General features: G+C 61.7%; 29 protein-coding genes and 5 tRNA genes. 25 read left to right on the plus strand and 9 right to left on the minus strand.

Annotation, left to right across the window (positions count from 1 at the left end):
- Window positions 1–96 precede the first annotated feature (96 nt).
- Entirely contained in the window at window positions 97–1341 is a 1245-nt protein-coding gene (locus C2U30_RS03395) for a dicarboxylate/amino acid:cation symporter (protein ID WP_103243176.1), read from the minus strand.
- Between the two features lie 268 nt (window positions 1342–1609).
- Here C2U30_RS03395 and ppnP point away from each other — a divergent pair, with 268 nt between their 5' ends.
- The 4 genes from ppnP to C2U30_RS03420 all read left to right on the plus strand — a co-directional run bounded on the left by ppnP (window position 1610) and on the right by C2U30_RS03420 (window position 6440).
- The gene (gene ppnP, locus C2U30_RS03400) at window positions 1610–1894 is read left to right on the plus strand and encodes a pyrimidine/purine nucleoside phosphorylase (RefSeq protein ID WP_010674653.1); all 285 of its coding nucleotides are present in this window, start codon (window positions 1610–1612) and stop codon (window positions 1892–1894) included.
- Between the two features lie 156 nt (window positions 1895–2050).
- On the plus strand, window positions 2051–3433 hold the full coding sequence (locus tag C2U30_RS03405; RefSeq protein ID WP_010674652.1) for an L-serine ammonia-lyase: 1383 nt from the start codon (window positions 2051–2053) through the stop codon (window positions 3431–3433).
- A gap of 284 nt (window positions 3434–3717) precedes the next feature.
- A complete protein-coding gene (locus C2U30_RS03415) occupies window positions 3718–5088 on the plus strand; it encodes an L-serine ammonia-lyase (RefSeq protein ID WP_039039104.1) in 1371 nt (456 codons plus the stop codon).
- Window positions 5089–5237: 149 nt separating this feature from the next.
- Window positions 5238–6440 (plus strand): ISL3-like element ISAeme19 family transposase, encoded by a 1203-nt coding sequence (locus C2U30_RS03420; RefSeq protein WP_076611394.1) that lies wholly within the window; start codon window positions 5238–5240, stop codon window positions 6438–6440.
- Between the two features lie 121 nt (window positions 6441–6561).
- Here the strand turns inward: C2U30_RS03420 and C2U30_RS03425 are convergent, their stop codons facing one another.
- Window positions 6562–7524: a lytic murein transglycosylase gene (locus C2U30_RS03425; protein ID WP_103243177.1), complete on the minus strand. Its 963-nt coding sequence runs from the start codon at window positions 7522–7524 to the stop codon at window positions 6562–6564.
- Window positions 7521–7799 (minus strand): YcgL domain-containing protein, encoded by a 279-nt coding sequence (locus C2U30_RS03430; RefSeq protein WP_029314494.1) that lies wholly within the window; start codon window positions 7797–7799, stop codon window positions 7521–7523. Before C2U30_RS03430 ends, C2U30_RS03425 begins: the two co-directional genes overlap by 4 nt.
- A gap of 106 nt (window positions 7800–7905) precedes the next feature.
- On the opposite strand from C2U30_RS03430, the gene minC reads away from it, so the two are divergent.
- From minC to C2U30_RS03465, 6 genes are all read left to right on the plus strand, one after another.
- A complete protein-coding gene (gene minC / locus C2U30_RS03435) occupies window positions 7906–8631 on the plus strand; it encodes a septum site-determining protein MinC (RefSeq protein ID WP_039039101.1) in 726 nt (241 codons plus the stop codon).
- Between the two features lie 18 nt (window positions 8632–8649).
- Window positions 8650–9462 (plus strand): septum site-determining protein MinD, encoded by an 813-nt coding sequence (gene minD / locus C2U30_RS03440; protein WP_010674647.1) that lies wholly within the window; start codon window positions 8650–8652, stop codon window positions 9460–9462.
- A 2-nt stretch (window positions 9463–9464) separates the two neighbouring features.
- A complete protein-coding gene (gene minE, locus C2U30_RS03445; protein ID WP_010674646.1) occupies window positions 9465–9734 on the plus strand; it encodes a cell division topological specificity factor MinE in 270 nt (89 codons plus the stop codon).
- A 180-nt stretch (window positions 9735–9914) separates the two neighbouring features.
- Window positions 9915–10241 (plus strand): HI1450 family dsDNA-mimic protein, encoded by a 327-nt coding sequence (locus C2U30_RS03450; RefSeq protein WP_029314491.1) that lies wholly within the window; start codon window positions 9915–9917, stop codon window positions 10239–10241.
- A gap of 53 nt (window positions 10242–10294) precedes the next feature.
- Window positions 10295–11002 carry a monofunctional biosynthetic peptidoglycan transglycosylase gene (mtgA, locus tag C2U30_RS03455; RefSeq protein ID WP_103244638.1) on the plus strand — a complete coding sequence of 236 codons (708 nt, stop codon included), beginning with the start codon at window positions 10295–10297 and terminating at the stop codon, window positions 11000–11002.
- A gap of 284 nt (window positions 11003–11286) precedes the next feature.
- The gene (locus C2U30_RS03465; RefSeq protein WP_010674643.1) at window positions 11287–11610 is read left to right on the plus strand and encodes an HI1450 family dsDNA-mimic protein; all 324 of its coding nucleotides are present in this window, start codon (window positions 11287–11289) and stop codon (window positions 11608–11610) included.
- A gap of 45 nt (window positions 11611–11655) precedes the next feature.
- Here C2U30_RS03465 and C2U30_RS03470 read toward each other — a convergent pair whose 3' ends face one another.
- Together C2U30_RS03470 and C2U30_RS03475 are read right to left on the minus strand one after the other, a co-directional pair.
- A complete protein-coding gene (locus C2U30_RS03470) occupies window positions 11656–11967 on the minus strand; it encodes a DUF1289 domain-containing protein (protein WP_042863822.1) in 312 nt (103 codons plus the stop codon).
- A gap of 1 nt (window position 11968) precedes the next feature.
- Entirely contained in the window at window positions 11969–12838 is an 870-nt protein-coding gene (locus C2U30_RS03475; protein WP_103243178.1) for a CvfB family protein, read from the minus strand.
- A 271-nt stretch (window positions 12839–13109) separates the two neighbouring features.
- On the opposite strand from C2U30_RS03475, the gene C2U30_RS03480 reads away from it, so the two are divergent.
- From C2U30_RS03480 to C2U30_RS03495, 4 genes are all read left to right on the plus strand, one after another.
- Window positions 13110–14342, plus strand: a complete 1233-nt coding sequence (locus tag C2U30_RS03480) for a UPF0149 family protein (protein ID WP_103243179.1) — start codon at window positions 13110–13112, stop codon at window positions 14340–14342.
- Window positions 14343–14492: 150 nt separating this feature from the next.
- Window positions 14493–14963, plus strand: a complete 471-nt coding sequence (locus C2U30_RS03485) for a MarR family winged helix-turn-helix transcriptional regulator (protein ID WP_010674639.1) — start codon at window positions 14493–14495, stop codon at window positions 14961–14963.
- Entirely contained in the window at window positions 14960–15148 is a 189-nt protein-coding gene (locus C2U30_RS03490) for a DUF4250 domain-containing protein (protein WP_043155974.1), read from the plus strand. Before C2U30_RS03485 ends, C2U30_RS03490 begins: the two co-directional genes overlap by 4 nt.
- 161 nt (window positions 15149–15309) lie before the next feature.
- A complete protein-coding gene (locus tag C2U30_RS03495) occupies window positions 15310–15489 on the plus strand; it encodes a hypothetical protein (RefSeq protein WP_041215220.1) in 180 nt (59 codons plus the stop codon).
- A gap of 95 nt (window positions 15490–15584) precedes the next feature.
- Here the strand turns inward: C2U30_RS03495 and C2U30_RS03500 are convergent, their stop codons facing one another.
- A complete protein-coding gene (locus tag C2U30_RS03500) occupies window positions 15585–16172 on the minus strand; it encodes an FMN-dependent NADH-azoreductase (protein ID WP_039039094.1) in 588 nt (195 codons plus the stop codon).
- A gap of 226 nt (window positions 16173–16398) precedes the next feature.
- Here C2U30_RS03500 and C2U30_RS03505 point away from each other — a divergent pair, with 226 nt between their 5' ends.
- The 4 genes from C2U30_RS03505 (at window position 16399) to C2U30_RS03520 (ending at window position 19669) form a co-directional block, all read left to right on the plus strand.
- Complete coding sequence (locus tag C2U30_RS03505) at window positions 16399–17289, plus strand: DMT family transporter (RefSeq protein ID WP_103243180.1); 891 nt, start codon at window positions 16399–16401, stop codon at window positions 17287–17289.
- A gap of 73 nt (window positions 17290–17362) precedes the next feature.
- On the plus strand, window positions 17363–18541 hold the full coding sequence (gene purT / locus C2U30_RS03510; RefSeq protein WP_103243181.1) for a formate-dependent phosphoribosylglycinamide formyltransferase: 1179 nt from the start codon (window positions 17363–17365) through the stop codon (window positions 18539–18541).
- A gap of 128 nt (window positions 18542–18669) precedes the next feature.
- On the plus strand, window positions 18670–19329 hold the full coding sequence (gene hxpB, locus C2U30_RS03515) for a hexitol phosphatase HxpB (protein WP_010674632.1): 660 nt from the start codon (window positions 18670–18672) through the stop codon (window positions 19327–19329).
- 136 nt (window positions 19330–19465) lie between these two features.
- A complete protein-coding gene (locus C2U30_RS03520) occupies window positions 19466–19669 on the plus strand; it encodes a CPXCG motif-containing cysteine-rich protein (RefSeq protein WP_005336871.1) in 204 nt (67 codons plus the stop codon).
- Window positions 19670–19747: 78 nt separating this feature from the next.
- On the opposite strand, the gene C2U30_RS03525 is transcribed toward C2U30_RS03520, so the two are convergent.
- Complete coding sequence (locus tag C2U30_RS03525; RefSeq protein ID WP_103244639.1) at window positions 19748–20038, minus strand: YciI family protein; 291 nt, start codon at window positions 20036–20038, stop codon at window positions 19748–19750.
- A 102-nt stretch (window positions 20039–20140) separates the two neighbouring features.
- Window positions 20141–20752, minus strand: coding sequence for a riboflavin synthase (locus tag C2U30_RS03530; protein WP_048207609.1), 612 nt, complete (start codon window positions 20750–20752; stop codon window positions 20141–20143).
- A gap of 133 nt (window positions 20753–20885) precedes the next feature.
- Between C2U30_RS03530 and C2U30_RS03535 the strand changes: the two genes are divergently transcribed.
- The 7 genes from C2U30_RS03535 (at window position 20886) to C2U30_RS03565 (ending at window position 23390) form a co-directional block, all read left to right on the plus strand.
- A complete protein-coding gene (locus C2U30_RS03535; protein WP_010674629.1) occupies window positions 20886–21092 on the plus strand; it encodes a YaeP family protein in 207 nt (68 codons plus the stop codon).
- Window positions 21093–21243: 151 nt separating this feature from the next.
- Entirely contained in the window at window positions 21244–22623 is a 1380-nt protein-coding gene (locus tag C2U30_RS03540; protein ID WP_029314480.1) for an MATE family efflux transporter, read from the plus strand.
- A 194-nt stretch (window positions 22624–22817) separates the two neighbouring features.
- Window positions 22818–22894 (plus strand) — tRNA-Val (locus tag C2U30_RS03545).
- Window positions 22895–22905: 11 nt separating this feature from the next.
- Window positions 22906–22982: transfer RNA gene (locus C2U30_RS03550), tRNA-Val, on the plus strand.
- A gap of 17 nt (window positions 22983–22999) precedes the next feature.
- Window positions 23000–23076, plus strand: a tRNA-Val gene (locus tag C2U30_RS03555).
- A gap of 121 nt (window positions 23077–23197) precedes the next feature.
- Window positions 23198–23274 (plus strand) — tRNA-Val (locus tag C2U30_RS03560).
- Between the two features lie 39 nt (window positions 23275–23313).
- Window positions 23314–23390: transfer RNA gene (locus tag C2U30_RS03565), tRNA-Val, on the plus strand.
- Window positions 23391–23521: 131 nt separating this feature from the next.
- Here C2U30_RS03565 and C2U30_RS03570 read toward each other — a convergent pair.
- A complete protein-coding gene (locus C2U30_RS03570) occupies window positions 23522–25924 on the minus strand; it encodes a DNA polymerase II (protein WP_039039090.1) in 2403 nt (800 codons plus the stop codon).
- Window positions 25925–26044 lie beyond the last annotated feature (120 nt).

Below are 26044 nucleotides of genomic sequence, written 5' to 3' on the forward strand. Positions count from 1 at the left end.
GGGCGAGGCGAGCGGGGAACACCGCCAGCAAATAGACACAAATGAAAGAGGGAGGCTTGAAGCCTCCCTCTTGTCATGCATCGTGGACGACCGATATCAGGCCTCCTTGCTCCAGCGGTTCGGATCGTAATCCGGGCTGTAGCGATCGACGATGATGGCACAGGCCGCATCGCCGGTGATGTTCAGCGCGGTGCGGATCATGTCGAACAGACGATCCAGCGCGAACAGCAGCGGCAGACCCTCGATGGGGATCCCGGCCGCCAGCAGCACGGCAACCACCAGGAAGCTCGGGCCCGGTACACCGGCCTGACCGATGGCACCCAGGGTAGAGGTGACGATGATCGCCGCCCAGGCACCCATGGAAAGATCGATGTTATAGACCTGGGCGAAGAAGATGGCGACCAGGCCGTAATAGATGGCATTGCCGCTCATATTGATGGTGGCGCCCAGCGGCAGCACGAAGGAAGCGGTGGCGTTGGTCACCTTCAGATCGCGCTCGCAGGTCTCCATGTTGACCGGCAGGGTCGCCATGGAAGAGGCGGTGGAGAAGGCCACGATCTGCGGCTTCTTCATCGCGGAGAAGTACTTGCGTACCGGCGTGTTGGAGAAGAACGCGATCAGCAGCGGATAGACCACGAAGCCGAAGATGAGGATGGCGGCGACATAGACGACGAACAGCTTGAGCACCAGAGTCAGCACGTCGAAGCCGTAGGTGCCGATGGCGTCGGCCATCAGGCCGAAGACGCCGATGGGGGCGATCAGCATCACCTTGTTGATCATCCAGACGAAGGCGTCCACCAGGGTGTTGAGCCCGTCTACCAGCGGCTTGGCGCGCTCACGGGGCTGCTTGGCCAGGGCGATGCCGAGGAACATGCAGAACACCAGGATCTGCAGGATGTTGGCCTCGTTCAAGGCGCTGAACACGTTGATCGGGATCATGCCAAGCAGGGTGGCCACCGCATCGGGCAGTGCACCCTTGTCGGCGTAGTCGCCGGAGAACATGGCCGCAGTGGCGCCAAAGTCAACGCCCACACCAGGTTTGAACACCTGACCCATCACCAGCGCCAGGAACACCGCCAGTGCGGAGGTGCCGAGGAAGAAGGCGAGCGTGGTGACGCCAATCTTGCCAGCAGCGGGGCTGGCCCCCAGGTTGGCGGCCCCGGACAGGATGGCCACCGCCACCAGCGGGATCACCAGCATCTTGATCAGCTGGATAAACAGGGTGCCGAGCGGCGCAAACACCGTGGCTTGCTCTCCCATGAGCGCCCCGACCAGTGCGCCCAGCACCATGGCCACCACTACCTGGAAGCCGATGTTTTTGATTAATCCTTTTGTTAACACAGAATGTTCCTTTATTTAGCAATTACTCACACTTTTATAGCGTAAATGACCACCCAGAGCGTCAAATCCTCTCCATTGCTCTGGCGGTGCGCTTTATCTCATATTTGCGCCTCGTTTTACATCAGAATCCGTTAACGAAATGCATTGATAACTTTATGAGAAAGTAAAGCCTCAAAAGAGACACGGCTGTTTTTGCTCCTTTTACCATGACAACATCCAAAACAGTGTGCTACGTTGGCTCTGCAAACGTGCATACAGGGAAGAAAAGATGCTGAAAGTTAACGAGTATTTTGACGGAAATGTTAAATCTATCGGTTTCGAGCAAAAAGGCGAGAAAGCTACCGTTGGTGTGATGGAAGCGGGCGAGTACCTGTTCAATACCGCCGCCCCGGAGCGCATGACGGTGATCAAGGGCGCCCTCACCATCCAGCTGGCCGACGAAGATGAGTGGCACACCTACCAGCAGGGGGAATCCTTCGACGTGGCCGGTCACTCCTCCTTCAAGCTGGAAGTGAAGATCGCCTCCGCCTATCTGTGCGAGTTCCTCGACTGATTTATCACGGGCGCCATGGGATGCCGAGCGGCTCCCCCATGGCGCGCCTCTCCCACGCCCATTTCCCTACCGCCATCACACCCCGCTATCTCCCCCCTTTTCAACGACTACAAAAAATTTACAATGTTTAGACGAAATCCATAATTGGAGTACGTCATGATCAGTGTCTTCGACATGTTTTCCATCGGGATAGGCCCCTCCTCCTCCCATACCGTGGGACCGATGCGGGCCGCCTGCGCCTTCATCCAGACCCTCAAAGCGAACGCACTCCTCTCCCGTACCGGACGCGTCGTCGTCGAGTGCTACGGCTCACTTGGCCAGACCGGCAAGGGGCACGGCACCGGCAAGGCCATCATCCTGGGACTGGCCGGATTTGAACCCGAATCCGTGGACATCGAGGCCATTCCCGCCTTCCTCGCCCAGGTAGAGCAGACCCAGACCCTCTGCCTGGGCGGCGAGCAACCCAGCGAATTTCCCCGCATCGGCGCCATCCTCTTCAACCGACGCAAGACCCTTCCCGCCCACTCCAACGGCATGACATTGCGCGCCTATGAGGGTGACACCCTTGTGTTCGAGCAGACCTACTACTCCATCGGGGGCGGTTTCATCATCGAGGAGAGTCACTTCGCCAACGCCCGGGAAGAGGCGGCCCGCTTCGATGCCGCCCACCCCATCCCCTATCCCTTCGAGAGCGGCGCCGAACTGCTGGCCCAGTGCCAGGAGAGCGGCCTCTCCATCTCGGGGCTGATGCTGGCCAACGAGAAGGTGTTTCGCTCGGAAGCGGAGATCAAGGCCGGGCTTCGCAAGATCTGGCAGGCGATGCAGGGGTGTGTGGAGCGTGGCTGCAAGAGCGAGGGGGTGCTGCCAGGCGGCCTCAAGGTCAAGCGCCGGGCTCCCGCCCTCTATCGCCAGCTCTGTGGCGAGACCAATTTCAACAAGGATCCGCTGATGGTGATGGAGTGGGTGGACCTCTTTGCGCTGGCCGTCAACGAGGAGAACGCCGCCGGAGGCCGGGTGGTGACGGCGCCGACCAACGGCGCCGCCGGCATCATCCCCGCCGTGTTGCACTATTACGATCGCTTCGTGCGCAAGGTGGATGACGAGCTGCTGATGCAGTACTTCCTCACTGCCGCGGCCATCGGCATCCTCTACAAGAAGAATGCCTCCCTCTCGGGGGCCGAGGTGGGCTGTCAGGGCGAGGTCGGCGTGGCCTGCTCCATGGCCGCTGGTGCCCTGGCCGAGCTGCTGGGCGCCAGCCCCGCCATCGTCGAGAATGCCGCCGAGATCGGCATGGAGCACAATCTCGGGCTGACCTGCGATCCCGTCGGTGGTCTGGTGCAGGTGCCCTGCATCGAGCGCAACGCCATGGGCGCGGTCAAGGCGATCAATGCCGCCCGCCTCGCCCTGCGCGGCACCGGTGAGCACAAGGTGTCGCTGGACAAGGTGATCAGAACCATGTGGGAAACCGGCAACGACATGAAGACCAAGTACAAGGAGACCGCCCGGGGCGGCCTTGCCGTCAACATCACCGAGTGTTAAGCCTCTGTGATAAAGCCGCATATGGCACTCGAATACCCGGCATCGCCGGGTATTTTTTTGCAAAACGTTTGTCTGGCGCTTAACAAAATGGATAACCATCAAAATAAATTTTATACTCGCGCCACGAATTCAACAAAAATAGATCTGTTTCAACTTTTTTTAGGCATTGAACCGTTACACTGTGGTTATCCGGTTCCCTGGCCTTTGTGACGACAGACCCGTCCCATGGATCCCTTTTCTGCGAGTGGGCATGGCGCCCCCTTCTACCCTGAGGTAATTGTTACATGATCAGCGTTTTTGATATCTTCAAAATCGGTGTTGGCCCCTCCTCTTCCCACACTGTCGGCCCCATGAAGGCAGCCAAACAGTTCGTGGATGAACTGCGTGCTGGCGGCAAGATCCGTGACATCACCCGGATCCAGGTCGATGTCTATGGCTCCCTCTCCTGGACCGGCAAAGGCCACCACACGGATACCGCCATCATCATGGGTCTGGCGGGCAACCTGCCAGAGAACGTCGACATCGACGCCATCCCCGAATTCATCTCCCGCGTGGAGCAGACCGGTCGTCTGCCCATCGGCCTGCACTGCCACACCGTCAGCTTCCCCAAGGGCGCCATGATCTTCCATGACGAGGCCCTGCCCCTGCACGAAAACGGCATGAGGCTGACCGCCTTCATCGAAGATGACGCCGTCTACAGCAAGACCTACTACTCCATCGGCGGTGGCTTCATCGTCGACGAAGAGAACTTTGGCAAGGGTGACAGCGGCGACATGTCCGTCAGCTATCCCTTCAAGAGTGCCGCCGAGCTCATCGCCCACTGCAGCCAGAGCGGTCTCTCCATCTCCGCCCTGATGATGGAAAACGAGAAGTGCTTCAACACCCCGGAAGAGATCTACAAGAAGCTCGGCAAGATCTGGACCACCATGCGGGAAGGGATCGAGCGCGGCTGCCGCACCGAGGGCGTCCTCTCCGGCCCGCTGCGCGTACCGCGCCGCGCCGCGCCGCTCTACCGCCAGCTGACCACCAACGAGAACCTCTCCAACGATCCCATGAACATCGTGGACTGGGTCAACATGTTCGCCCTGGCGGTGAGTGAAGAGAACGCCGCCGGTGGCCGCGTCGTCACCGCGCCGACCAACGGCGCCGCCGGCATCATCCCGGCCGTGCTGGCCTACTACGACAAGTTCATCCAGCCGGTGGGCCGCGACGAGTACACCCGCTTCTATCTGGCCGCTGCCGCCGTCGGCATGCTCTACAAGATGAACGCGTCCATCTCCGGCGCCGAAGTGGGCTGCCAGGGTGAAGTGGGCGTCTCCTGCTCCATGGCCGCCGCCGGCCTGACCGAGCTGATGGGCGGCAGCCCCGAGCACGTCTGTGAAGCCGCCGAGATCGGCATGGAACACAACCTGGGTCTGACCTGCGACCCGGTGGCCGGCCAGGTACAGGTACCCTGCATCGAGCGCAACGCCATCGCCGCCATGAAGGCGGTCAACGCCTCCCGCATGGCCCTGCGTCGCACCTCCAAGCCGCGCGTGTCGCTGGACAAGGTGATCGAGACCATGTACATCACCGGCAAGGACATGGACTCCAAGTACCGCGAGACCTCCCGCGGTGGCCTGGCCATCAAGGTGATGCAGGTTGCCTGCGACTAACGCCGAGTCGCGATGACATGAAAAAAGCGGGATATATTCCCGCTTTTTTTTGGTTCTTCGCGGGATCTTGGGGAAGTGGAAGTTGACAGACAGGGTGCTGGTAAACTGGCTGTCTCCAAACACACCACCACCATCACCCTGCTGTCGCCGTGCATCATATTGATATTGCCTCCTTCTGGCCAGGTTATACCGTCATCGCCCAAGCGCTTTCTGCCAACCATCACACCCTGTTTACCCTTGAGCCTCGCGCCGACCTGTTGCCCCGTTGTCGCCGATGCCTGCAACCCACGCCATTGATCCACGACCAACGTATCCGCCGGGTGCGTGAGCGAGACCTATTTGACCGACAAGTCTGGTTACAACTGCCTGTTCGCCGCGTCGACTGTCTGCGCTGTGGTCGCGTCAGTGAACATATCGACTGGCTCCCCTCTGGCTCCCGCCTCACCCGGCGCATGCAGTGCTGGATTGAAGCGCTCGTTCAGTACCTCCCCATCCGCCATGTCAGCCAGCTCACCGGGGTCGGTTGGCACACCATCAAGGAGATCGACAAGCGCCGTTTGCAGACCAGTGTGGGCACCATCGAACTTGGGGAGGTGCGGCGGCTGGTGATGGATGAGTTTGCCCTGCACAAGGGACACCGCTATGCCACCGTGATCATGGATGCCGAGCGAACCCGCGTCCTGTGGGTGGGGCACGGCAACAGCCGGGCCGCTATCCGTCCCTTCTTCGAGCAGCTCGGCGAGCGATGCCAGCAGATTGAAGCGGTGGCGATGGACATGAACACGGCGTTCGACCTGGAGGTGAAGCAACACTGCCCGCAGGCGGAGGTGGTCTACGACCTGTTCCACGTGGTGGCTCGCTATGGCCGAGAGGTGGTGGACCGGGTGCGAGTGGAGCAGGCGAATGCACTGAAAAGCGATAAACCGGCGCGAAAAGTGGTCAAAAGTGCGCGTTGGTTGCTGCTACGTAATCGGGCGAAGTTGAGTGAAAAACAGGATGTGAAGTTGCAGGAGCTGTTGGCGGCGAATCAACCGCTGGCGATGGTGTACGTGCTGAAAGAGGGGTTGAAGGGCATCTGGTATGCGCCGAGCGTGTGGGAAGGATGGCGACGATGGCGGAGCTGGATGCGGCAGGTGAAGGAAAGCGGGCTAGCGCCGCTGCAACGATTTGGTCGAAATTTATCGAAATATATGCGGGGGATCCTGGCGAGTGCAAACTACCCGATGCACACGAGTGTGCTGGAAGGGGTGAACAACAAGATCAAAGTGATAAAGCGTATGGCATATGGATTTAGGGACTCAGAATACTTTTTTCTGAAAATCAAGGCGGCCTTCCCCGGAAAGCCGCGATGAACCTTTTTTTTGGTCGCGATTTAAAGGGCGACGTTCCTGAATAAAGGGAGGCCGACAAGGGATAAAAAGAGACGGGCATATCACCTCCACCCGTTCGCCGTGACAGGAAAACGGGGGAGAGCTATTTCACGATGCGATCGGCCAGGGTGCCGACGGCCACCACGAAATAGGGGGAGCGATTCCAGTGACGCAGTACCCGGTAATTGTCATAGGCAAGGTAGCTTCGCCCGTGAATATCGTCGGGGCGGATGAGGGAGGCCTGCATGTCGACCGCAGGCAGAGGTGAGCCGTCCTGCTGGCGAACCCCGAGGGCCTGCCAGGTCGCCAGGGACTTGCGGGTATCAAGTCCCAGCAAGGCGGGGTCCAGGCGTTCTGGCACCCTCACCCGCCGTCCCCAGGTCTGGTCTTCGCGCCAGCCGTTCTGGCTCAGATAATTGGCAGCCGATCCAAATACATCCGCGAGATTGCCCCAGAGATCCTTCTTGCCGTCCCCGTCCTGATCCACCGCGTATCGCAGGAATGACGAGGGCATGAACTGCACCTGTCCCATGGCCCCCGCCCAGGATCCCTTGAAGTTGGCGGGGTTCACATGTCCCTGCTCCAGAATGCGCAGGGCATCGAACAACTCGCCTTTGAAGAAGGCTTCACGGCGACCGTCCCAGGCCAGGGTCGAGAGAGAAGAGATAAGGGGATAATGGCCGGTTATTTTGCCGAAATTGGTTTCAATTCCCCACAAGGCAACAATAAAGCGGGGCTGTACCCCATATTCCCGGCCTATTTTTGTGAGCAGCGGCAAATGCTGGCGATATAAGGTTTGGGCTTGCTTGACTTTCCATTCCGGCACCGCCCGGGGAATATATGTGTCCAGGGTCAGTTTGAATTCCGGCTGATTTTTGTCGTGCCTGATGACGGCATCGACAAGGTGGACATCCGCAAAGGCCGCACTCACCGTCTCGGGCAACATGCCCGCCGCCAGCGCCTGCTCTTTGAGGCTTGCCACGTACTGGTCAAAATCGGGGCCGGCCTGCACCGGCGATCCCGACAGGGCGCCTGACAACAGCAGTGCCAGCCGCCCCGCCCTCATCGTGCGCCCTTTAATTGCGCCTTGTGCTGCTCCAGCAGGTTTTCCGGTGGCGGTGGCACCTGCAGATAAAAGCCCTGGCTCTTCAGGGCGGCCATCACCCGCTCCGTGGAGGCCAGCCCCAGGGGCTTGGCCGGGTCCAGCTTGGTCATCAGGACCAGTTCGGGACGCCCGAAGGTACTCATCAGCACCTCGGGAACGCGGGAAAAGTCCTCTCTTCGTTCAATAAAGAGATAGGTCTCGGCTTTTTTGCGACTTTTATAGACTGCACACAACATGGAAATTGATATAATCCGACGGGTTTATTGCCTCTGGTGGTGGCAAACTATAACATCAGGAATTGAATAACAATAACGTATTACCGTCTCGGTTCGGGGAAGATTCATGGTTGAACGCGATAACGAATTGAAAGGGACCACCTTCACTATTTCTGTGTTGCATCTCAGCGATGGCAATCCGGCCCGGATCCGACAACTGCTGGAGGCCAAGGTCGCGCAGGCCCCCCAGTTTTTTAATTGTGCCCCCCTCGTCCTCAATGTGGAACGCCTCGAGGCGATCCCCGATTTCGAACAGCTCAGGGAGCTGGTCGAGTCGGAAGACTTCGTGCTGGTCGGGATCACGGGGGCGCGGGACGAGGCGATGAAGACGGCCGCCAAGGCGGCAGGCCTCGCCGTCATGGTGTCAGGCAAGAGCCGCAAGGCAGAACCTGAGCCGACACCGCCAGTGCCTGAGCCCAAGCCAGTGGAGGCCGCACCGGTTCCCCCGGTGCCAGCGCCCGTGGAGGCAAGCAAGGTCCACGTGGGCCCGGTGCGCTCCGGTCAGCAGATCTATGCAGCCGGCACCTCGCTGGTGGTGCTGGGCTCGGTGAGCCCTGGCGCCGAAGTCATCGCCGATGACAGCATCCATGTTTATGGTGCCCTGCGTGGCCGAGCCATCGCAGGGGCCAAGGGCAATCCCAAGGCCCGCATTTATTGCCAGCAATTGCAGGCCGAGCTGCTCTCCATCGCGGGCACCTTCCAGCTCAGCGATGCATTGCCTGCAGGCGTGATACAAGAGCCGGTCCATATCCGGCTCGACAATGAACAACTTCGTATAGACCGAATCAAATAGAGTTACAAGGAAGCGAGAATGGCGCGAATCATAGTCGTTACATCGGGCAAGGGTGGCGTTGGCAAGACGACAACCAGCGCGGCACTGAGCACCGGTCTGGCCCAGCGTGGCCACAAGACCGTGGTCATCGATTTTGACATTGGTCTGAGAAACCTGGACCTCATCATGGGTTGCGAGCGGCGCGTGGTCTATGACTTCGTCAACGTCATCAACGGGGAAGCCAACCTCAACCAGGCCCTCATCAAGGACAAGCGTTGCGAAAACCTGTTCATCCTGCCCGCCTCCCAGACCCGGGACAAGGATGCCCTGACCCGTGAAGGGGTGGAGAAGATCCTGGATCAGCTGGCGGAGATGCAGTTTGACTACATCGTCTGCGACTCCCCCGCCGGTATCGAATCCGGCGCCCTGATGGCGCTCTATTTCGCCGACGAGGCCATCGTCACCACCAACCCGGAAGTCTCTTCCGTGCGTGACTCGGATCGCATCCTCGGTATCCTGGCCTCCAAGTCCCGCCGTGCCGAGCGCGGTGAGGATCCCATCAAGGAGCACCTGCTGCTGACCCGCTACTGCCCGACCCGCGTCAACCGCGGCGACATGCTGAGCGTGCAGGACGTACAGGAGATCCTGGCCATCAAACTGCTCGGGGTGATCCCGGAGTCCCAGGCGGTGCTGCGCGCCTCCAACTCCGGCGAGCCGGTCATTCTGGACAAGGAGTCCGATGCCGGTCAGGCCTACGAGGACGCCGTCGCCCGCCTCTTGGGTGACACCAAGGATTTCCGTTTTCTGGAAGAAGAGAAGAAAGGCTTCTTTAGCCGACTGTTCGGGAGTTAAGCATGTCATTATTGGATTATTTTCGTTCCAACAAGAAACAGAACACCGCACAACTGGCCAAAGAGCGGTTGCAGATCATCGTGGCTCACGAGCGTTCATCCAGAGGGGGGCCGGATTACCTGCCCCAGCTCAAGCAGGACATCCTCGACGTGATCCGCAAATACGTGCAGATCGACCCGGACAAGATCACCGTCCAGCTTGATCAGAAGAGTGACGAGTTGTCGGTGCTGGAGCTCAACATCACCTTCGCCGACGACCAGAAGAAGGGATGAGCTGACGCACCATGCGCGACCCCTTCCCCCAATGAAGACCGGATCCTTTCCCAGGATCCGGTTTTTTAATGCCTGGCGTCCCGGCATCTCGCCAAGGGCATCAGGGCCAGCTAGAATACCGCGCACCCCGAGGCGCTGCCGACGGACTTTCCCTCTCCCCTTATCTGGAACACGGCTTTTATGTCTTTGAATGACGAAATGCACAGCGTCGAGGAACTGCTCGACACCGCCCTCGAACTCTTCATGGAGCTGGCCTCCGACAACCTGCCCGAGCAGGAGATCGTCCGCTTCAATCAGGAGTTCAACGACCGCGGCCTGCTGGCGGAGACCGATCCCGCCGACGACTGGGCGGCCGACGTGGGATTTGAGGTGAGCGACGCCGATTATGCCGAGATCTGGGTCGGCCTTGGCAACGAACAAGAAGAGTACGAGCACCTGTTTGCCCGCATGCTGCTCTCCCGCCGCGTCGACGAGAAGTTCTGCCACATCGAATGGCTGCCCCAATAATTCCGGATCCCGATGATCCTGGCCACTATGACTGGGACGGCGGGCCCGAGCCCGTGAGGCCTTCGCGCAGACGGCGACTGCTGGGCTGGCTCGGCAAGCTGCTGCTGGCCGCCTTTGCGAGCACCATCGTCTCGGTCGCGCTGCTGCGCTTTATCGACCCCCCCATGTGGACCTGGCGACTCGAACGCGCCCTGTTTCCCCCTGCCAAGGTGGCCGAGGTGAAGCACGACTGGGTGCCGCTTGAGCAGATTTCCCGGGAGCTGCAACTGGCGGTGATCGCCGCCGAGGATCAGCGCTTTGCCGAACATCACGGTTTTGACATGGATGCCATCAGCTCGGCCTTCAGGCACAACCAGCACAGCGGGCGGGTGCGCGGTGCCAGCACCCTCAGCCAGCAAACCGCCAAGAACCTCTTCATGTGGAGCGATCGCAGCTTCCTGCGCAAGGGAATAGAGGCCTGGTTCACCCTGCTGATGGAGCTGGGCTGGGACAAGTCCCGCATTCTCGAGGTGTATCTCAACATCGTGGAGTTCGGACCCGGGATCTATGGCGCCGAGGCGGCCGCCAGGCACTACTTCGGCAAACCGGCGATACGCCTCACCCGCTACGAGGCCTCCCTGCTCGCCGCCGCCCTGCCCAATCCCTGGCGTTATCGGGTCAAGCCCCCCTCACCCTATGTGCAACAGCGCTCGGCCTGGATCCGTCGTCAGATGGGTCAACTCGGGCAAGTCACCCTGAACCGGGTCCACGGCACAGAGTAGCGCCATCCTGCGGATCAGAGGCGGGCCCCAGATGGCCGCCGACGGTTTCCCGATGAAGGGGCAGATAGTGCCACCACCAGGTTTCGCGCCGCCGCTTGATCTGCCTTCTGTACTGTCGTCGCTTCATCTTGCCAGGCCGCCCCGTCACGCCGCCCCTGCTGGCGGCTCTGTTAACCTTATCCCCTGATCCCGCCATTTGACAGCACGGCGTCACCGCCCCCGGGCTGGCTGCCCATCCCAATACTTGTTAAAGTGGCGAACCTGGACGTATCTGGAGTGATTTCATGGAACAACGTAGCCCGGATCAGCTGGTCGAGTGGGCCTATGATCAGTTTCTGGAGCAGGCCGCCGACATGCTGGCCCCCGAACAAATCGTCGACATCACCCTCGAGTTCGAGCAACGTGGCGCGGTGGAGGCAACCCTGCCCAATGCCGACTGGTCGACCGAACTCGGCGAGCCGGTGGACATGGCACGTTGGGCCGAGGTCTGGGTCGGCTTGCTGGATCATCAGGACGAGTTCGAGGTGATCTACGCCACCTTCCTGCTCCCCCGGGATCAGAGCGAGCACGACGTACATATCCGCTGGCACCGCCAGCAACAAGCATAAGAAAAGGCGCCCCAGGCGCCTTTTTCGTTTTTTGCGCTGCCCGAGTCAGGGGCGTGCCGCGATGGCCTTGGCCAGACAGCGGCGACACCAGCAGGCGCTGGCATCGCTCATGGGCAACGCGGGAAGCTGGCTGCACCAGCAGCGCTCGATGGGTTCCCCCGCCGACACGGCGCAGAACGCCGGCTCGCCGCAGCCCGGGCAGGCATGGGTGCTCTTCGAGCCATCGAGCTCGGCCATGCGGGCCAGCTGGGCCTCGCTGTCCATGACGGACCACTGGCCTATCTCGGTCAGGGTGCGGCCACAACCGAGGCAGAGCCCCTCTTTGGCCCGGCAGTCACCGATGCAGGGACTCGGCACCTTATTCGTCCCCTGCCGGCGTGTCGGAGCCCACGAGGCGGATGCTGTGCTCCTCGATGACGATCTTGCCCTGCTTGTAGAGGCCGCCGATCGCTTTCTTGAAGGTGCCCTTGCTCATGCTGAACATCTTGTAGATGACGTCAGGATCGCTCTTGTCTCCCGCCGCAAGGCTGCCCCCCTGCTTTTGCAGACGCAGCAGGATGCGCGCACCGGCGTCATCCATCCGGGCCAGTCCCGGCTTTTGCAGGGTCAGGTCCAGCTTGCCATCTTCGCGCACCTGCTTGACCCAGGCGGTCAGCGGTCGGCCCGTCATCACGCGGCCGAACACCTCGTTCTTGAACAGCATGCCGGCGTACTGGCCATTGACCACGGCCTTGATGCCAAGGGGGGTGTGTTCCCCCGGCAGCACCGTCACCTCGTCACCGCTCTTGAAAGGAGGGTCGATGCGCAGGAAGCGCTCCAGACGGCTGGTGCCGACCATACGCCCTTCGTTGTCCAGCATCAGATGCACCAGATAGACATGGCCCACCTGCATCGGCTTGTTCTGCTCGCGGCTTGGTACGAAGAGATCCTTCTTCATGCCCCAGTCGAGGAAAGCACCAATCTTGTTGGCGTTGACCACCTTGAGACCGACGATGTCCCCCACCATGGCGAAGGGCTTGTCGGTGGTGATCACCGGCTCGCAATCCGCATCCAGATAGAGGAAGACGGACACCTCGCTCTCCTCGGCGACGCCTTCCGGCAACTGGCGCCTGGGCAGCAGCAGCTCGCCGTATTCCCCCGCCGCCAGCCAGGCGCCGCGCTCCTCGATCTCGACGACGGTCAGGGTGTTCATCTTGCCAATCTGTAACATGGTGATCTCTTCTTTCAATATCCGGATGGGCCCATCTCATGGAAGACCCGTCATATAGAGGTGCATCGCCGCCGTCGGATGAGAGAGGACGGGGCCGATTTATGTCATGCAGGCGCGCATGTTACCCCAGAGCGGCAGCAGGACCTAGCCCCTCCCCCCTGTGTCTGACCTCTTTTCCCGCTCCCGGGCGGCCAGATTGACGATATTAGCAGCATTCAGTTCCCCCTTTGCTGCAAATAACCCCACTTTTAGGTAGACTTCGCGGCCGTCAAATCCAGAGGAAGCGTCGATGAACCCAGCCACTCGTACCCGTCATCTCAATCAATGGATCCAGACCCACAGCCAGCAGGAGATGAGTTACCCCGCCCTGCACGGCTTCCTGTGCGCCCGTCTGACGGGGCCCGTTGCCCCCGACTGGCAAGATCCGCTGGCCGGCCTGCTGCCTCATGATGCAGCGCTGGACGAGAAGAGTGCCGAGGCGCTGCATCACCTGCTCGCCGAGCTGGAAGCCCAGGCCGACGACGCGCAGCTGGCCCTGCCGAGCCAATGTCGCCTCTCTACCGACAACCCGGAGCAGGTGTTTGACAAGCGCCATCCTCTGGGCCAATGGAGCTATGGCTTCAGTCAGGGGGTGGCCTGCTGGCCGGCGCCGACCGATCTGAACGATCCGGCGACCCGCCATCGCTTCAGCCTGGTGGCCGAGCTCTGCCTGTTTCGCGACAAGCCCATGGCCATGATGCTGCACCAGGCTGCGGCCAGCGAGCTCCCCTTCCTCGATTTTTGCAAGCGTCAACGCCAGCAGATGAAGACGGCCCTCAACCTCCTGCTCGGCCAGGATCACTACGAGGCAGAGCCTGAAGAGAGCCCGTCCCTGGACAACGAGCAGACTCGCCAGTGGCAGCAGTGGTTCGAACTGGCGGCAGAGAGCCGCGATCCCCTCCCTCGCCTTGGCTGGTTCGAGCGCATCATTGCCGATGCCAACCTCCTGTTCGATGAGGCATTCTGGCAAGCCCACGCGGGCCATGGCTGGCAGGTCCCCGAGGCACGCCCTCTGATCGCGGCCAGGGCCGGTCGAGCCGATTGCCTGCTGCGACTTGGGCAGCTTGGGCAGGCACGGGATGAGTACCTGTCCCTGCTCGCCCTCTGCCGCGCCGACGAGCCCGCTTGCCGCCACCCCCTCTCCACCCTCTATGCCTGGCAAGGGGAGTGGGATGCCCTGCAACAACTGCTGGTGCGCTTTGATGAAGCCTCCTGCTGGCTGCTCTACAACAAGGCCTTGATGAGCTTTGTCTGCGAAGGGGAAACGGCGGCGCGCCCTCATCTGGCGGCGGCAATGAGGGTCAATCCCCATGTGCCCGCCACTTTGCTGGGCCAGCGCCGCTTGCCCAAGCAGGAGCCTCGCCGCTGGCAGGGAGGCAGCCGTGACGAGGCGGCGCTCTACGCCTTGCAGAGTCGCGAGGCCTGGCTGACCCACAACGCCTTGATATGGCTGCGAAAGAGTGCGGGCAAGCAGGCCAGTTGAGACCCCAATTGCCGATTCGATGACAGAACACGTGCGCAAACGCACATTTTTCTGGTGACTGGTCAGACAAATGCCCCTGTGTTACGTATCATCAAGGCCAAAGTATCAAGAGAAACTGCACCCGATGCAGCCGCCACAGCAGGATGTCATATGTCGAAGATCATTGAGCTGCTCGCGCACTACCCTCCTTATCAGCTGGTTCACGCCGCTGAGATGGTGCGCGATACCTTTGAACAGTTTTATCAGCAGCGGTACCAACTCACCGTGCCCCAGTGGCGCCTGATGATGGTGCTCGGCCCCCACTACCCCATCAGCCAGAAGGAACTGGTGGAGGCGAGCGGCATGGACAAGGTACGGATCTCCCGCGAGATCCATCGTCTGGTGGAGAAAGGCATCCTGTTCACCGAGAACAGCGTGCAGGACAAGCGCATCAGCCTGGTCTCCTTCACCCCGGCGGGGCTCACCCTGTTCCAGCAGCTCAAGACGGAGGCGGGAAGCTGGCAGCACACCCTCACCGACTATCTGCCGGCCGAGGCGCGTCAGAGCATTCGCCTGCACCTGCAGAGCGTCAGCGATGCCATCGAACAACTTCACCTGCTGGACAACGAGCAACCCTCATGAAGCTGAACAACTTTGCCACCATGGATGTCAACATGCTGCTGAGCCTGGTCAACATGCAGTTGCGTGATCACTACGAGGATCTCGATGATCTCTGCCGGGCGCAGGATCTCGACAAGGAGGCCCTGGTCGCCAGGCTGGCCAGTGGCGATTTTCACTATCAGGAAGATCAGAAGCAGTTCAGATAGGGATCCGGATCACAACCCGACCCATGCCGCTGGCTCCGTCGGCAAAAGCTGCTAAGGTGGTGGCTACCCGGTCCGTTGATGTTCGCAAGAGGTATGGATACATCTTGTTGTCACAGACTGCGGTTAGCCTCTTGTTCACCACCCGCAGCCAAGGATGACCCATGATGCGCCTCATTCGACCAACCAGCCTGATCACCCTCTGCACATTGCTGGTGATCAGCCTCTTCCTCCCCCAGGTCCCCAGCAGCGCCGAGCAGTGGCTCACCACCCTGCTGCTGGCCTCCCTGGTGGCGGTCTTTCTGATGGTCGGCAGCGGCTGCCGCCACTTCCTGCGCGAATAACGACGCCAGAGCGTGATGCCTGCCCAAAAACAACAACGCAGCCCGAAGGCTGCGTTGTTGTTTTAGGATACTGGGGGCCAAGGCCCCCAGTCGCATCAGTAAGCCAGGGTTTCCAGCTGCTCCTTGGCCTGCTCGATCCCCTTGGCTTGCGCCTCCGGTCCCATGCCCATGCCTTCGGCATAGATGAAGTCCACTTCGTTGATGCCGATGAAGCCCAGCACGGTACGCATGTAGGGGGTCACCAGGTCGGTGGCATTGCCCACGTGCATGCCGCCACGGGGGCTGACCACCAGGGCGCGGGTGTTCTCCACCAGGCCGACCGGACCGGTCTCGGTGTAACGGAAGGTTACGCCGGCACGGGCCACCAGATCGATCCAGTTTTTCAACTGGGTCGGGATGTTGAAGTTGTACATGGGGGCCGCGATGATCACCAGATCGCTCGCCTTGAGCTCGGCGACCAGCTCGTCGGACTGGGCCAGCACCGCTTGCTGACGCTCGTTCAGGTTCTCGCCACCACGCAGGCCCATGGCCAGCTCGCCGTCCAGCACCGGCAGGTTCAGGGTCGCCAGATCGCGTACCTGGATGGTGTCACCCTGGCGCTCGGCCAGGTAGCCGTCGATCAGGGCGTTGGATTGGGAATACTGGCCCAGGATGCTGGACTTCAGAACGAGGATATTGGCCATGGTGAAACTCCATTTGATTGTCAATTGAACAGCCAGGCTGTCGATGGAGGTCACTATAAAGACTGGCATTAAAGCCTGATAGCGAAAATAGATGCTCAAGTCATTCAAAAAATTTGATGTCTGTGCATTTCCTCGGCAGAGAGGGGCTCATCAAACTCCACACCCTTGGCATGACAAACGATTGCCGTTATGATCCGCCGCACTTTTTGTACGTGATCCGGATCTCATGACCTCCTCCCGCAGGCACTCCCCCTTTGCCGGCGCCGTCTGGATGATGGTGGCAGGCCTCTGCTTCGCCGCCGTCAACAGCCTGAGCCAGTATGTCAGCTTCACGCTCGGCCTCCCCTCGACCCAGGTCGCCTTTCACCAATATCTGATAGCCCTGGTCTGCCTGCTGCCCTGGCTGGTGCGCCACGGTCTGCGCCAGTCCCTGATGACGAACCAGCTGCGCCTGCACCTGCTGCGGGTCGCCCTGGCGGTGACCGGCATCCAGTTCTGGCTCTGGGCCCTGGCGGTCCCCGTCCCCATCTGGCAGGGGATCGCGCTCTTGATGACCTCCCCCCTGTTTGCCACCCTGGGATCAGCCCTCTTTCTCAAAGAGCAAGTGAGCCGGGCCCGCATTCTCGCGACCCTGGCGGGGTTTGTGGGCGCCATGCTGATCCTGGCCCCCTGGACCGACGACTTCACCCTTGCCTCCCTGCTGCCGGTGGCGGCCGCCCTCTTCTGGGCAGGCTACTCCTTGCTGGTGCGCTATCAGGCGGCCAGCGAGTCGTCCCACACCATCGTCGTCTACCTGCTCGTCTTCAGCACCCCGTTCAACGCCATGCTGGCGCTCCCTGAATGGCAGTGGCCAAGCGAAACCCAGTGGCTGCTGGTGGCCGCCTCTGGCGTACTGTCGGCACTGGCCCAGATGTCCATCGCCCGCGCCTACAGCGTGGCAGAGGCCTCCTTCGTGCAACCTTTCGATTTTGCCAAGCTGCCCATGAACGTGCTGGCCGGCTGGCTGGTATTTGGCTGGGCGCCCCCCGGTCGCTTGTGGCTGGGGGCGGCCATCATCATCGGCGCCATCACCCTGCTCACCCATCTGGAGCAGCGCGCCCACCCACCCACTTCCTGAGGTACGCCATGCGTGCCTCTTTTTTTGCTCACCCGGATCAGCCCTGCTGACCACCGACCTCAGGAGAGATCAGATGTTTGGAACCGCCACCCGCCCCACTGCGACCCGCGCCCTGCTGCTGGGATCAGGCGAACTCGGCAAGGAGGTCGCCATCGAGCTGCAGCGGCTCGGTATCGAAGTGATCGCCGCCGACCGCTATGCCAACGCCCCCGCCATGCAGGTGGCCCACCAGGCCCGCGTGCTGGACATGCTGGATGGCGCCGCCCTGCGCGCCCTGGTGGCCGAGGTCAAGCCCGACCTCATCATCCCCGAGATTGAAGCCATCGCCACCGACACCCTGGCCGCCCTCGAGCAGGAAGGGGTCAAGGTGGTGCCCAATGCCCGCGCCACCCAGCTCACCATGAACCGGGAGGGGATCCGTCGCCTCGCCGCCGAAACCCTGGGGCTGCCCACCTCTGCCTACCGCTTTGCCCAGAGCAAGGAGGAGTTTGTGGCCGCCGTCGAGGCCATCGGCCTCCCCTGCGTGGTCAAACCGGTGATGAGCTCCTCCGGCAAGGGCCAGAGCCTGCTGCGCGATCTCACCAGGCTGGATGAAAGCTGGACCTATGCCCAGGAGGGGGGCCGTGCCGGTCGTGGCAAGGTGATTGTCGAAGGCTTCGTTCCTTTCGAGTACGAGATCACCCTGCTCACGGTGCGCGCCGTCGATGGCATCCACTTCTGCGAGCCTATCGGCCATCGTCAGGAGGATGGCGACTACCGCGAATCCTGGCAGCCCCAGGCCATGAGCGAGCTGGCCCTGGCCCGCTCCAAGGAGGTGGCGGCCAAGGTGGTCGAAGCCCTTGGCGGCTACGGTCTGTTCGGGGTCGAGCTCTTCATCAGGGGTGACGAGGTGTGGTTCAGCGAAGTCTCCCCCCGCCCCCACGACACCGGCATGGTGACCCTGATCTCCCAGGATCTCTCCGAGTTCGCCCTGCACGTGCGCGCCATCCTGGGGCTGCCCGTCGGCACCATCACCCAGTACGGCCCGAGCGCCTCTGCCGTGGTGCTGCGGGAGGGCCACAGCCAGGATATCCGCTATCAGGGGATCGGCGAGGCACTGGCCCTGGTGCCCGGTGCCCAGTTGCGTCTCTTTGGCAAGCCGGAGATCGCCGGTCGTCGTCGCCTCGGGGTGGCGCTCGCCCGTGGGCAGGATTGCCAGGAAGCCGTGGAGCAGGCCAAGACGGTGGCAGCCCAAGTCGAGGTACTCTTCTAGGCAATCCGCTTTACCACGCAAAAACAAACGTTTATCTGCGTGATCCGGCGCAAGGGGCAGGTGACTGCCCCTTTCCCATTGAAGCACCGGGCTTATAATCCCCCCTTCACCTATGTCAGGAGTACAAGATGTTAACTGCCGTGATCTTCGATATGGATGGTGTTCTGATCGACTCGGAACCCTTCTGGCAACGGGCACAGATGGCCGTCTTCGCCGAACTGGGCCACTTCCACACCGAGGAGGACTGCAACTCCACCATAGGGGTGCGCATCGATCAGCTGGTGGCCCACTGGTACCGGATCCGCCCCTGGAGCAGCCCCAGCCAGGAAGAGGTGGTACAGCGCATTCTGGATCAGGTGATCGCGCTCATCCTGCAAGAGGGACAACCCAAGGCCGGGGTGCTGGAAGCGCTCGACCTCATCGAGGCCCAAGGGCTCAAGATCGGGCTCGCCACCTCCTCCCCGTTTGCCATGGTCGAGGCGGTGCTCGGCAAACTCGGCATCCAGGACCGTTTCATGGCGGTCCACTCCGCCGAGGTGGAGCGCTTTGGCAAACCCCACCCGGATGTCTATATCCACGCCGCCGAGAAGCTCGGCGTCGAGCCTGTGCACTGTCTCGCCATCGAGGACAGCTTCACCGGCCTGCTGGCGGCCAAGGCAGCCTCCATGACGGCGCTGATCGTGCCAGACCCGGCGCTGGTCGGCGATCCCCGTCTGGCCATCGCCAACCACGAGCTGCGCTCTCTTGCCGAGCTGAACGCAGAGATGCTGGCCGGCTGGGTCAAGTAGGCAACATCCTGGCGGACTGACCTCCTGCCTCCCTTGAGCCCGCTCATAAACGTGCGCTTGCTCGCGGTTGCGCCGCCTTGTGGCGACTAGAATCAGCAGGAGCACAGAGACGGCCCACGGGCCCGAGGAGGTCACCATGATCGAATACACCAGCAAGCGTATCGTCTGCCCCCACTGCGGCCACCACACCCGGGTCGAGCTGGATGCCAGCCAGGGGGATCAGGAGTTCTACGAAGATTGCATGGCCTGCTGCAACCCCATTCACCTGCGGCTGCACCGGGATGAAGCTCGCGACTGCCTGCAACTCTTCGTGGATGCCGACGACGAGCAGCTGTTTTGAATCCCCCTGTCCAGACACAGACAAAAACAAACGGGACCCTGTGGGTCCCGTTTGTTCTGGTGCCATCGTCAGGCTGGATCACGCCTCCCTCAAGCACGCCGCCTTCGCCGACGTCATGGTCGGAACAAACTCCACTACCTGATAATCGGCCGCCTCTGCCTGCTTGAAGGGATCCTCTGCCAGCATCGCCTCCAGGGCGTCTCGGCTCACGCCCTGCGCCAGTATGACGCCCCCGACTCGGGGTACCTGACGCCCGAATGCCAGAAAATGGCCTGCGGCATACTGCCGCTCCAGCCACGCAATGTGGGCCGGGATCAGGGCATCGATCTCCGCCAGCGGTTTCACATAAGTCAATGTCACGACAAACATAGGGAAGTCTCCAAGGCTCTGGGGCGGCGCCTCTTCCACAAGAGGGCGCCTTTCCCGTGATGCCGCCCTCCTCTTCGAACCCTGGGGGCAGCGCTCAGGTGGTTACTGGCGCGCCGCCAGCACCCGCTCCACCGTGTCGACGATGGCCTGGGTCTGGGGGTCAATCTCGATGTTGGTCTGCCAGCCGGCCTTGACCCAGCCCAGGTTGGTCCGGGCCAGGGTCTCGGGGATCAGGTTGACGCAGAACTCGCTGGCGCGTACCTCGCCCACGGTGAGGCTGATGCCGTCGATGCCGATGTAGCCCTTGGTCAGCACGTACTTCATGAGCGCAGGATCGAGGCGATACCACACCTGGCGGTTGTTGGGGGTGTCGATGACCGAGGTCACCTCGGCCGTGCCCATGATGTGGCCGGACATGGCATGGCCGCCAATCTCGTCCCCAAAGCGGGCGGCCCGCTCCACGTTGACCTTGTCACCCACCACCAGTTGTCCAAGGTTGGTGAGGCGCAGAGTCTCTTGCATCAGATCGAAGCTGACCAGATCCCCCTCCACCCGGGTGACGGTCAGGCAGCAGCCGTTGTGGGCCACCGAGGCCCCCAGGGCCAGCCCCTCGCCCCAGGCCGGGCTAGGCATGCGGATCACGTGGGTGCGAAAATTGGGCAGTGAATCGATGGCCACCAGTTCGGCGGTCCCTTGTACGATGCCGGTGAACATGAGTCTCTCCAGGCTGTGAAAATTGTCGGCAGGTTACCCCCGGCCACCTTGCAAGACAAGGGTGCCGGCTGACAAGGAGAAGCGCGATCGCTATAGTGACCCCAATCAATCCAGACTGAATGAGGAAACAAAAATGCAGGTATATCAATGCTGTGAAGCCATTCGCATCGCCTACAACCAGATTGGCTCCGGTGAACAGGGTTATGTGCCCCAGGCCATCGCCGCCAGCATACGGGCGCTCAACGCCGTGGCCTCCGACGAGCGGGTACCGGCGGATCTGCGCGAGCAGGCGGCCTATGCCGCGGCCAACCTGCTGATCAGCGATCACGAAGACGCCTGATCCCGGCTACAAATCTGCCGCCGACCTTCCCCGTTGGCGGTTTTTCAGGCTAGAATGACACCCCCGCATTTTGTCTCCTCAGGACGAGGAGGCAAAAGCCCATCTCTCTTGCCCGCTCTTTCTCTTTTATCTGATCCACTCGGAGGTGTCAGTGCAACGTTATTGGTCCGAGGCGAAGCAGCTCGTTCGTCTAGCCAGCCCCATTCTGGTCGCCCAGGTGGCCCAGATCGCCATGAACTTCGTCGATACCGTGATGGCGGGACAGGTGAGCGCCGTGGATCTTGCCGCCGTGTCGGTGGCGTCCAGCTTCTGGCTGCCGATCATCTTGCTGGTGCAGGGCATCATCATGGCCCTCACCCCCATCGTTTCCCAGCTCAACGGCGCCCGCAAGCAGGACGAGGTGCGCCCCGCCGTGCACCAGGGCTTCTGGCTCGCCCTCATCGTCACGCCCATCGCCATGGTGGCACTCTACTTCAGCCCCCTGGCACTGCAATTCATGGACGTGGATCCCGTCATGGCGGCCAAGACTGCCGGCTACCTGCACGCCATCCTGTGGGGCCTGCCCGCCTTCGTGATGTTCCAGGTGCTGCGCAACTTCAGTGAGGGGCTCTCCCACACCATGCCGACCATGGTGATCGGTTTCGTGGGGCTCGCGGTCAACATCCCCGCCAACTACATCTTCATTCACGGCCACTTCGGCATGCCGAAACTCGGCGGCGTCGGCTGCGGCGTGGCCACTGCCATCGTGCTCTGGGCCATGCTGCTGGCGATGATCGTCTATGTGAAGTGCTCTGCCCACTTCAAGCGCATCAACCTGTTCGCCCAGCTGGCACGCCCCAACGGCAGCCGGATCTGGCGCCTGTTCCGCCTGGGGTTCCCCATCGCCATGGCCATCTTCTGCGAGGTGACCCTGTTTACCGTGGTGGCCCTGATGCTGGCCCCCTTCGGCGCGGAGACGGTGGCGAGTCACCAGATTGCGCTCAACTTCTCCAGCCTGGTCTTCATGCTGCCCCTGTCCATCGGTGTCGGTGTGACCATCCGGGTCGGTCACAACATAGGGGAAGGTCAACCGGATCAGGCCAGGGTCGCCGCCCGCACCGGCCTGATGCTGGGCATGGGCGTCGCCGCCGCGACCGCCGCCCTCACCGTGCTGCTGCGCGACCCCATCGCAGGGATCTACACCGACGACCTGCAGGTGATCGGCCTCGCCGCTACCCTGCTCTTCTTCGCCGCCATCTACCAGATCTCCGATTCGGTGCAGGTGGTGGCCGCGGCGGCCCTGCGCGGTTACAAGGATACCCAGGCCATCTTCTACGTCACCATCGTCGCCTATTGGGGGCTGGGTCTGCCCACCGGCATGATCCTGGGGCTGACCGACTGGGTGGTACCGCGCATGGGCCCGCAGGGCTTCTGGATAGGCTTCATCGTCGGTCTCACCTCCGCCGCCCTGATGCTGGGCGCACGGCTGCGCGTCATCTACGGCCGCTTCGCCAGCCCCGCAGCCTGCACCGCCCTCTCTCGGGCGCAATAGGGCGCGGCCAGGGGCACGGGGAGCCGCACTTTTGGGGCGGCTCGCCTGTAAAATCAACAGGCTGCACAAGAACTGGGCAAACAGTCTCCTTTGTGCATGTCCCTTGTTGACAGCCTTGGGGGCCATGGGTAGTATGCCGACCACGCCAGCAGTGCTGGCGGGATAAAACGGGTCTTCAGCCCGGTTTATGAAGTGGGTTTATAGCTCAGTTGGTTAGAGCACTACCTTGACATGGTAGGGGTCGTTGGTTCGAATCCAATTAAACCCACCACTTTTCGTGATGCGTCCTTAGCTCAGCTGGTTAGAGCACCACCTTGACATGGTGGGGGTCGGTGGTTCGAATCCACTAGGACGCACCATCACGAAACCCTGTTATGCGTCCTTAGCTCAGCTGGTTAGAGCATCACCTTGACATGGTGGGGGTCGGTGGTTCGAATCCACTAGGACGCACCATAACAGTTTGAATAAATTGCAGATATGAATTTGATGTGGGTTTATAGCTCAGTCGGTTAGAACAGTACTTTGACATGGCGTAGGCAATGTCGTTGGTTCGAATCCGGTTGAACACAGATGTGGGTTTATAGCTCAGTTGGTTAGAGCACTACCTTGACATGGTAGGGGTCGTTGGTTCGAATCCAATTAAACCCACCACTCCCCTGCAATGACACACAAAGTCGCCTTGCGCACCCTGCGTCCTTAGCTCAGCTGGTTAGAGCATCACCTTGACATGGTGGGGGTCGGTGGTTCGAATCCACTAGGACGCACCAGATTTGAAAAGCCCGCTTGATAGCGGGCTTTTTGCATTGGTCGGCTCTGACACCCGCTCTCCCCCGTCATCTGCCTCCTGGCCTGCGGGCCGCCATTGTCGTGCCATGGCTTCCGCGTTTACCTCACGTCGTCAGAAGAGATCGAGCTGCTGGCCGCAGATCCGCTCGAACGACTCCCCCACAAAGGGAAGGATGGCGTCGGCGATGGGCCTGAGCTGCTTGTCGATGTAGTGCTCGTAGTCGACGGCGCTGCGCCGGTACTCCAAAGGCTCGGGGCCGTTCAGGGTCATCAGGTAGGCGATGGTGCCCCTGTGCTGATAGCGCTGGGGCAGGCCGCGGCGCAGATTCTCCTCGTCCGCCAGGCGCGCCGCCCGCACATGGGGCGGCACGTTCTTCTGATACTCCTCGAGTTTCTGGCGCAGCCGCTTGCGGTAGATGAGCAGATCGTCGTGACGGCCGGCCCGGGTCTCGTCCACCATGGTGCGCACATAACTGCTGGGATCCTGGTCGTGGAACACCATTTCGTAGAGCCGGGTCTGGAATGCCTTGGCAAGGGGTGTCCAGTCGGTGCGCACCGTCTCCAGCCCCTTGAACACCAGGTGCTCCCCTTCCCCTTCGCCCACCAGTCCCGCATAGCGTTTCTTGCTCCCCTTCTCCAGCCCGCGAATGGTGGGCATCAGGAAACGGCGGTAGTGGGTCTCGTACTGGATCTCCAGATGGCTCGGCAGGTCGAACTCCCGCCTGATCAGCGCGGCCCAGTTGTCGTTGATCATCTTCGCCAGTCGCTGGCCAATCTCGTCCGCCTGTTCGAGACGGATATCGCTCCCCAGGTGCACGAAGGTGGAATCGGTATCCCCATAGATCACCTCGAACCCTTCTGCCTCTATCCACTCCCGGGTCTGCTGCATGATGCCGTGGCCTCGCAAGGTGATGGAGGAGGCGAGCCTCGGGTCGTAGAAGCGGCAACCCCCAGACCCCAGCACCCCGTAGAAGGAGTTCATGATGATCTTGATGGCCTGGGAGAGGGCCTTGTTACTGGCGGCCTTGGCCCGATCCCGCGCCGCCCACAGGGTGGCGATGAGATCCGGCAGGAAGTGGCGGGTTCGGGAGAACAGGGCGCCGCGAAAGCCTGGAATGGCGTTATCCGGGTGTTTGAGCCCCTCCACCAGCCCCATGGGGTCGATGCAGAAGGTGCGGATGATGCTGGGATAGAGGCTCTTGAAGTCGAGCACCAGCACGTGGCGATAGAGCCCCGGCTTGGAGTCCATCACATAGCCGCCGGGGCTTGCAAGCCCGCCGTCTGCCGGCAGGTTGGGCGCCACATAGCCACCGCGGTGCAGCCGTGGCAGATAGAGGTTGGTGAACGCCGCCACCGACCCCCCAACCCGGTCGAGCTCGAGACCGGTGAGGGAAGCGCGCTCGATGGCGAAGGGGATGAGGTGGCAGAAATCGAAGATCTCCCACACCAGCCTGCAATCTTCCAGGTTGTAGCGGGCCAGCGCCTCCTTGTCGGAGTGGAACAGCTCGGTGATCTTCTCCCCCCGGTTGGCCACGTCCTCGATGTCCTTGCCCCGCCCGAGCAGCTCGCTCGCCACCGCATCCAGGCTGTAGCTCGGGAACTGCCAGGTGGCGCTCTTGAGGGTATCGATGCCGTCCAGCACCATGCGCCCCGGGATGATGACGTTGCCGCTCTGGGGGTCGTTTCGGGACGAGCGCCAGAAGCAGAGCTCCCGCCCGCGCCCGAGCCGCAGCCGCCGCTTGTGGAGTTCGGCGCGGCGCAGCAGCAGGCGAAAATCGAAATTCACCACGTTCCAGCCGATGACGAGATCGGGATCGTGCAGGCTGAACCAGCCCTCCAGGGCACCGAGCAGGGCGGGCTCGTCCGCCACCCACTCGACGGGGGTCTCCCAGTCCTGCGAGTCCGGCTCCGGGGCACCAATCATGATGACCCGCGCGTCCTCTTCGCTATGAAGCCCCACCGAGAAGAGAGTGCCATCCATGGCGCACTCCACGTCCAGGGAGACCCAGGAGAGGGTCGGCGTCACCGCCTGCGGCGCACAGCGCGCCTCGTTTACCTCCCAGTAACCCTGCCTGCCCCCCTTTCGCCTCGCCTTGCCGTCAAAGCGCATCCCGGCGGTGATGAAGCGCTCCATGAGAAAGCGCTCGGGCAGGCGGATATCCGCCTCGAAGTGCTCCAATCCGCGGATGAGCAGCAGCTCGATGGCGCGGTGGAAGGCGCTCAGGGTGGCAAAGTAGCAGCCCACCACCCGGCTCCCCTCGAAGGTGTGCATGGGGAGGCGGCGAAAACGCCCCCTCACCCCGGCCCCCTTGAAGAGCTCGGCCGCCTCCTCCAGGTGGCGTTCCGGCAGGAAGAAGACCGGCTCCTGCCCCGGCACCACCACCCGTACCGGTCCCTGTGCGCTCCAGAGCCACATCACGATCTCGGTACGCCCCTGCACATCCCGACCATGGCGGGTCAGGATGAAGCCGTCGAGCGGCGGGGTCACGGGAGGAAGGGGCTGGATGTCGGTCATGCAGGTGGTCGGGCTCAAAAGTGGAATGGGACTATTGTACGTTCATACAGTACCCGGCTGCAATTGCCGGGCTGGGCCCTCAGGGCAGGCGCTGTGCCCCCTCTTTGCCATCCGGCGCCG

The organism is Aeromonas sp. ASNIH5 (genome assembly GCF_002902865.1).
GTDB classification, from domain to species: domain Bacteria; phylum Pseudomonadota; class Gammaproteobacteria; order Enterobacterales; family Aeromonadaceae; genus Aeromonas; species Aeromonas caviae.

What these genes read in the sequence shown, in the direction of transcription:
- minD (WP_010674647.1), top strand. Translation starts at nt 8,650, where the DNA reads ATGGCGCGAATCATAGTCGTTACATCGGGCAAGGGTGGCGTTGGCAAG.
- C2U30_RS03570 (WP_039039090.1), bottom strand. Translation starts at nt 25,924, where the DNA reads ATGACCGACATCCAGCCCCTTCCTCCCGTGACCCCGCCGCTCGACGGC.
- C2U30_RS03530 (WP_048207609.1), bottom strand. Translation starts at nt 20,752, where the DNA reads ATGTTCACCGGCATCGTACAAGGGACCGCCGAACTGGTGGCCATCGAT.
- C2U30_RS03535 (WP_010674629.1), top strand. Translation starts at nt 20,886, where the DNA reads ATGCAGGTATATCAATGCTGTGAAGCCATTCGCATCGCCTACAACCAG.
- C2U30_RS03450 (WP_029314491.1), top strand. Translation starts at nt 9,915, where the DNA reads ATGTCTTTGAATGACGAAATGCACAGCGTCGAGGAACTGCTCGACACC.
- purT (WP_103243181.1), top strand. Translation starts at nt 17,363, where the DNA reads ATGTTTGGAACCGCCACCCGCCCCACTGCGACCCGCGCCCTGCTGCTG.
- C2U30_RS03430 (WP_029314494.1), bottom strand. Translation starts at nt 7,799, where the DNA reads ATGTTGTGTGCAGTCTATAAAAGTCGCAAAAAAGCCGAGACCTATCTC.
- C2U30_RS03495 (WP_041215220.1), top strand. Translation starts at nt 15,310, where the DNA reads ATGATGCGCCTCATTCGACCAACCAGCCTGATCACCCTCTGCACATTG.
- ppnP (WP_010674653.1), top strand. Translation starts at nt 1,610, where the DNA reads ATGCTGAAAGTTAACGAGTATTTTGACGGAAATGTTAAATCTATCGGT.
- C2U30_RS03465 (WP_010674643.1), top strand. Translation starts at nt 11,287, where the DNA reads ATGGAACAACGTAGCCCGGATCAGCTGGTCGAGTGGGCCTATGATCAG.
- C2U30_RS03485 (WP_010674639.1), top strand. Translation starts at nt 14,493, where the DNA reads ATGTCGAAGATCATTGAGCTGCTCGCGCACTACCCTCCTTATCAGCTG.
- C2U30_RS03480 (WP_103243179.1), top strand. Translation starts at nt 13,110, where the DNA reads ATGAACCCAGCCACTCGTACCCGTCATCTCAATCAATGGATCCAGACC.
- C2U30_RS03415 (WP_039039104.1), top strand. Translation starts at nt 3,718, where the DNA reads ATGATCAGCGTTTTTGATATCTTCAAAATCGGTGTTGGCCCCTCCTCT.
- C2U30_RS03405 (WP_010674652.1), top strand. Translation starts at nt 2,051, where the DNA reads ATGATCAGTGTCTTCGACATGTTTTCCATCGGGATAGGCCCCTCCTCC.
- minC (WP_039039101.1), top strand. Translation starts at nt 7,906, where the DNA reads ATGGTTGAACGCGATAACGAATTGAAAGGGACCACCTTCACTATTTCT.
- C2U30_RS03500 (WP_039039094.1), bottom strand. Translation starts at nt 16,172, where the DNA reads ATGGCCAATATCCTCGTTCTGAAGTCCAGCATCCTGGGCCAGTATTCC.
- minE (WP_010674646.1), top strand. Translation starts at nt 9,465, where the DNA reads ATGTCATTATTGGATTATTTTCGTTCCAACAAGAAACAGAACACCGCA.
- C2U30_RS03490 (WP_043155974.1), top strand. Translation starts at nt 14,960, where the DNA reads ATGAAGCTGAACAACTTTGCCACCATGGATGTCAACATGCTGCTGAGC.
- C2U30_RS03505 (WP_103243180.1), top strand. Translation starts at nt 16,399, where the DNA reads ATGACCTCCTCCCGCAGGCACTCCCCCTTTGCCGGCGCCGTCTGGATG.
- hxpB (WP_010674632.1), top strand. Translation starts at nt 18,670, where the DNA reads ATGTTAACTGCCGTGATCTTCGATATGGATGGTGTTCTGATCGACTCG.
- C2U30_RS03520 (WP_005336871.1), top strand. Translation starts at nt 19,466, where the DNA reads ATGATCGAATACACCAGCAAGCGTATCGTCTGCCCCCACTGCGGCCAC.
- C2U30_RS03525 (WP_103244639.1), bottom strand. Translation starts at nt 20,038, where the DNA reads ATGTTTGTCGTGACATTGACTTATGTGAAACCGCTGGCGGAGATCGAT.
- C2U30_RS03425 (WP_103243177.1), bottom strand. Translation starts at nt 7,524, where the DNA reads ATGAGGGCGGGGCGGCTGGCACTGCTGTTGTCAGGCGCCCTGTCGGGA.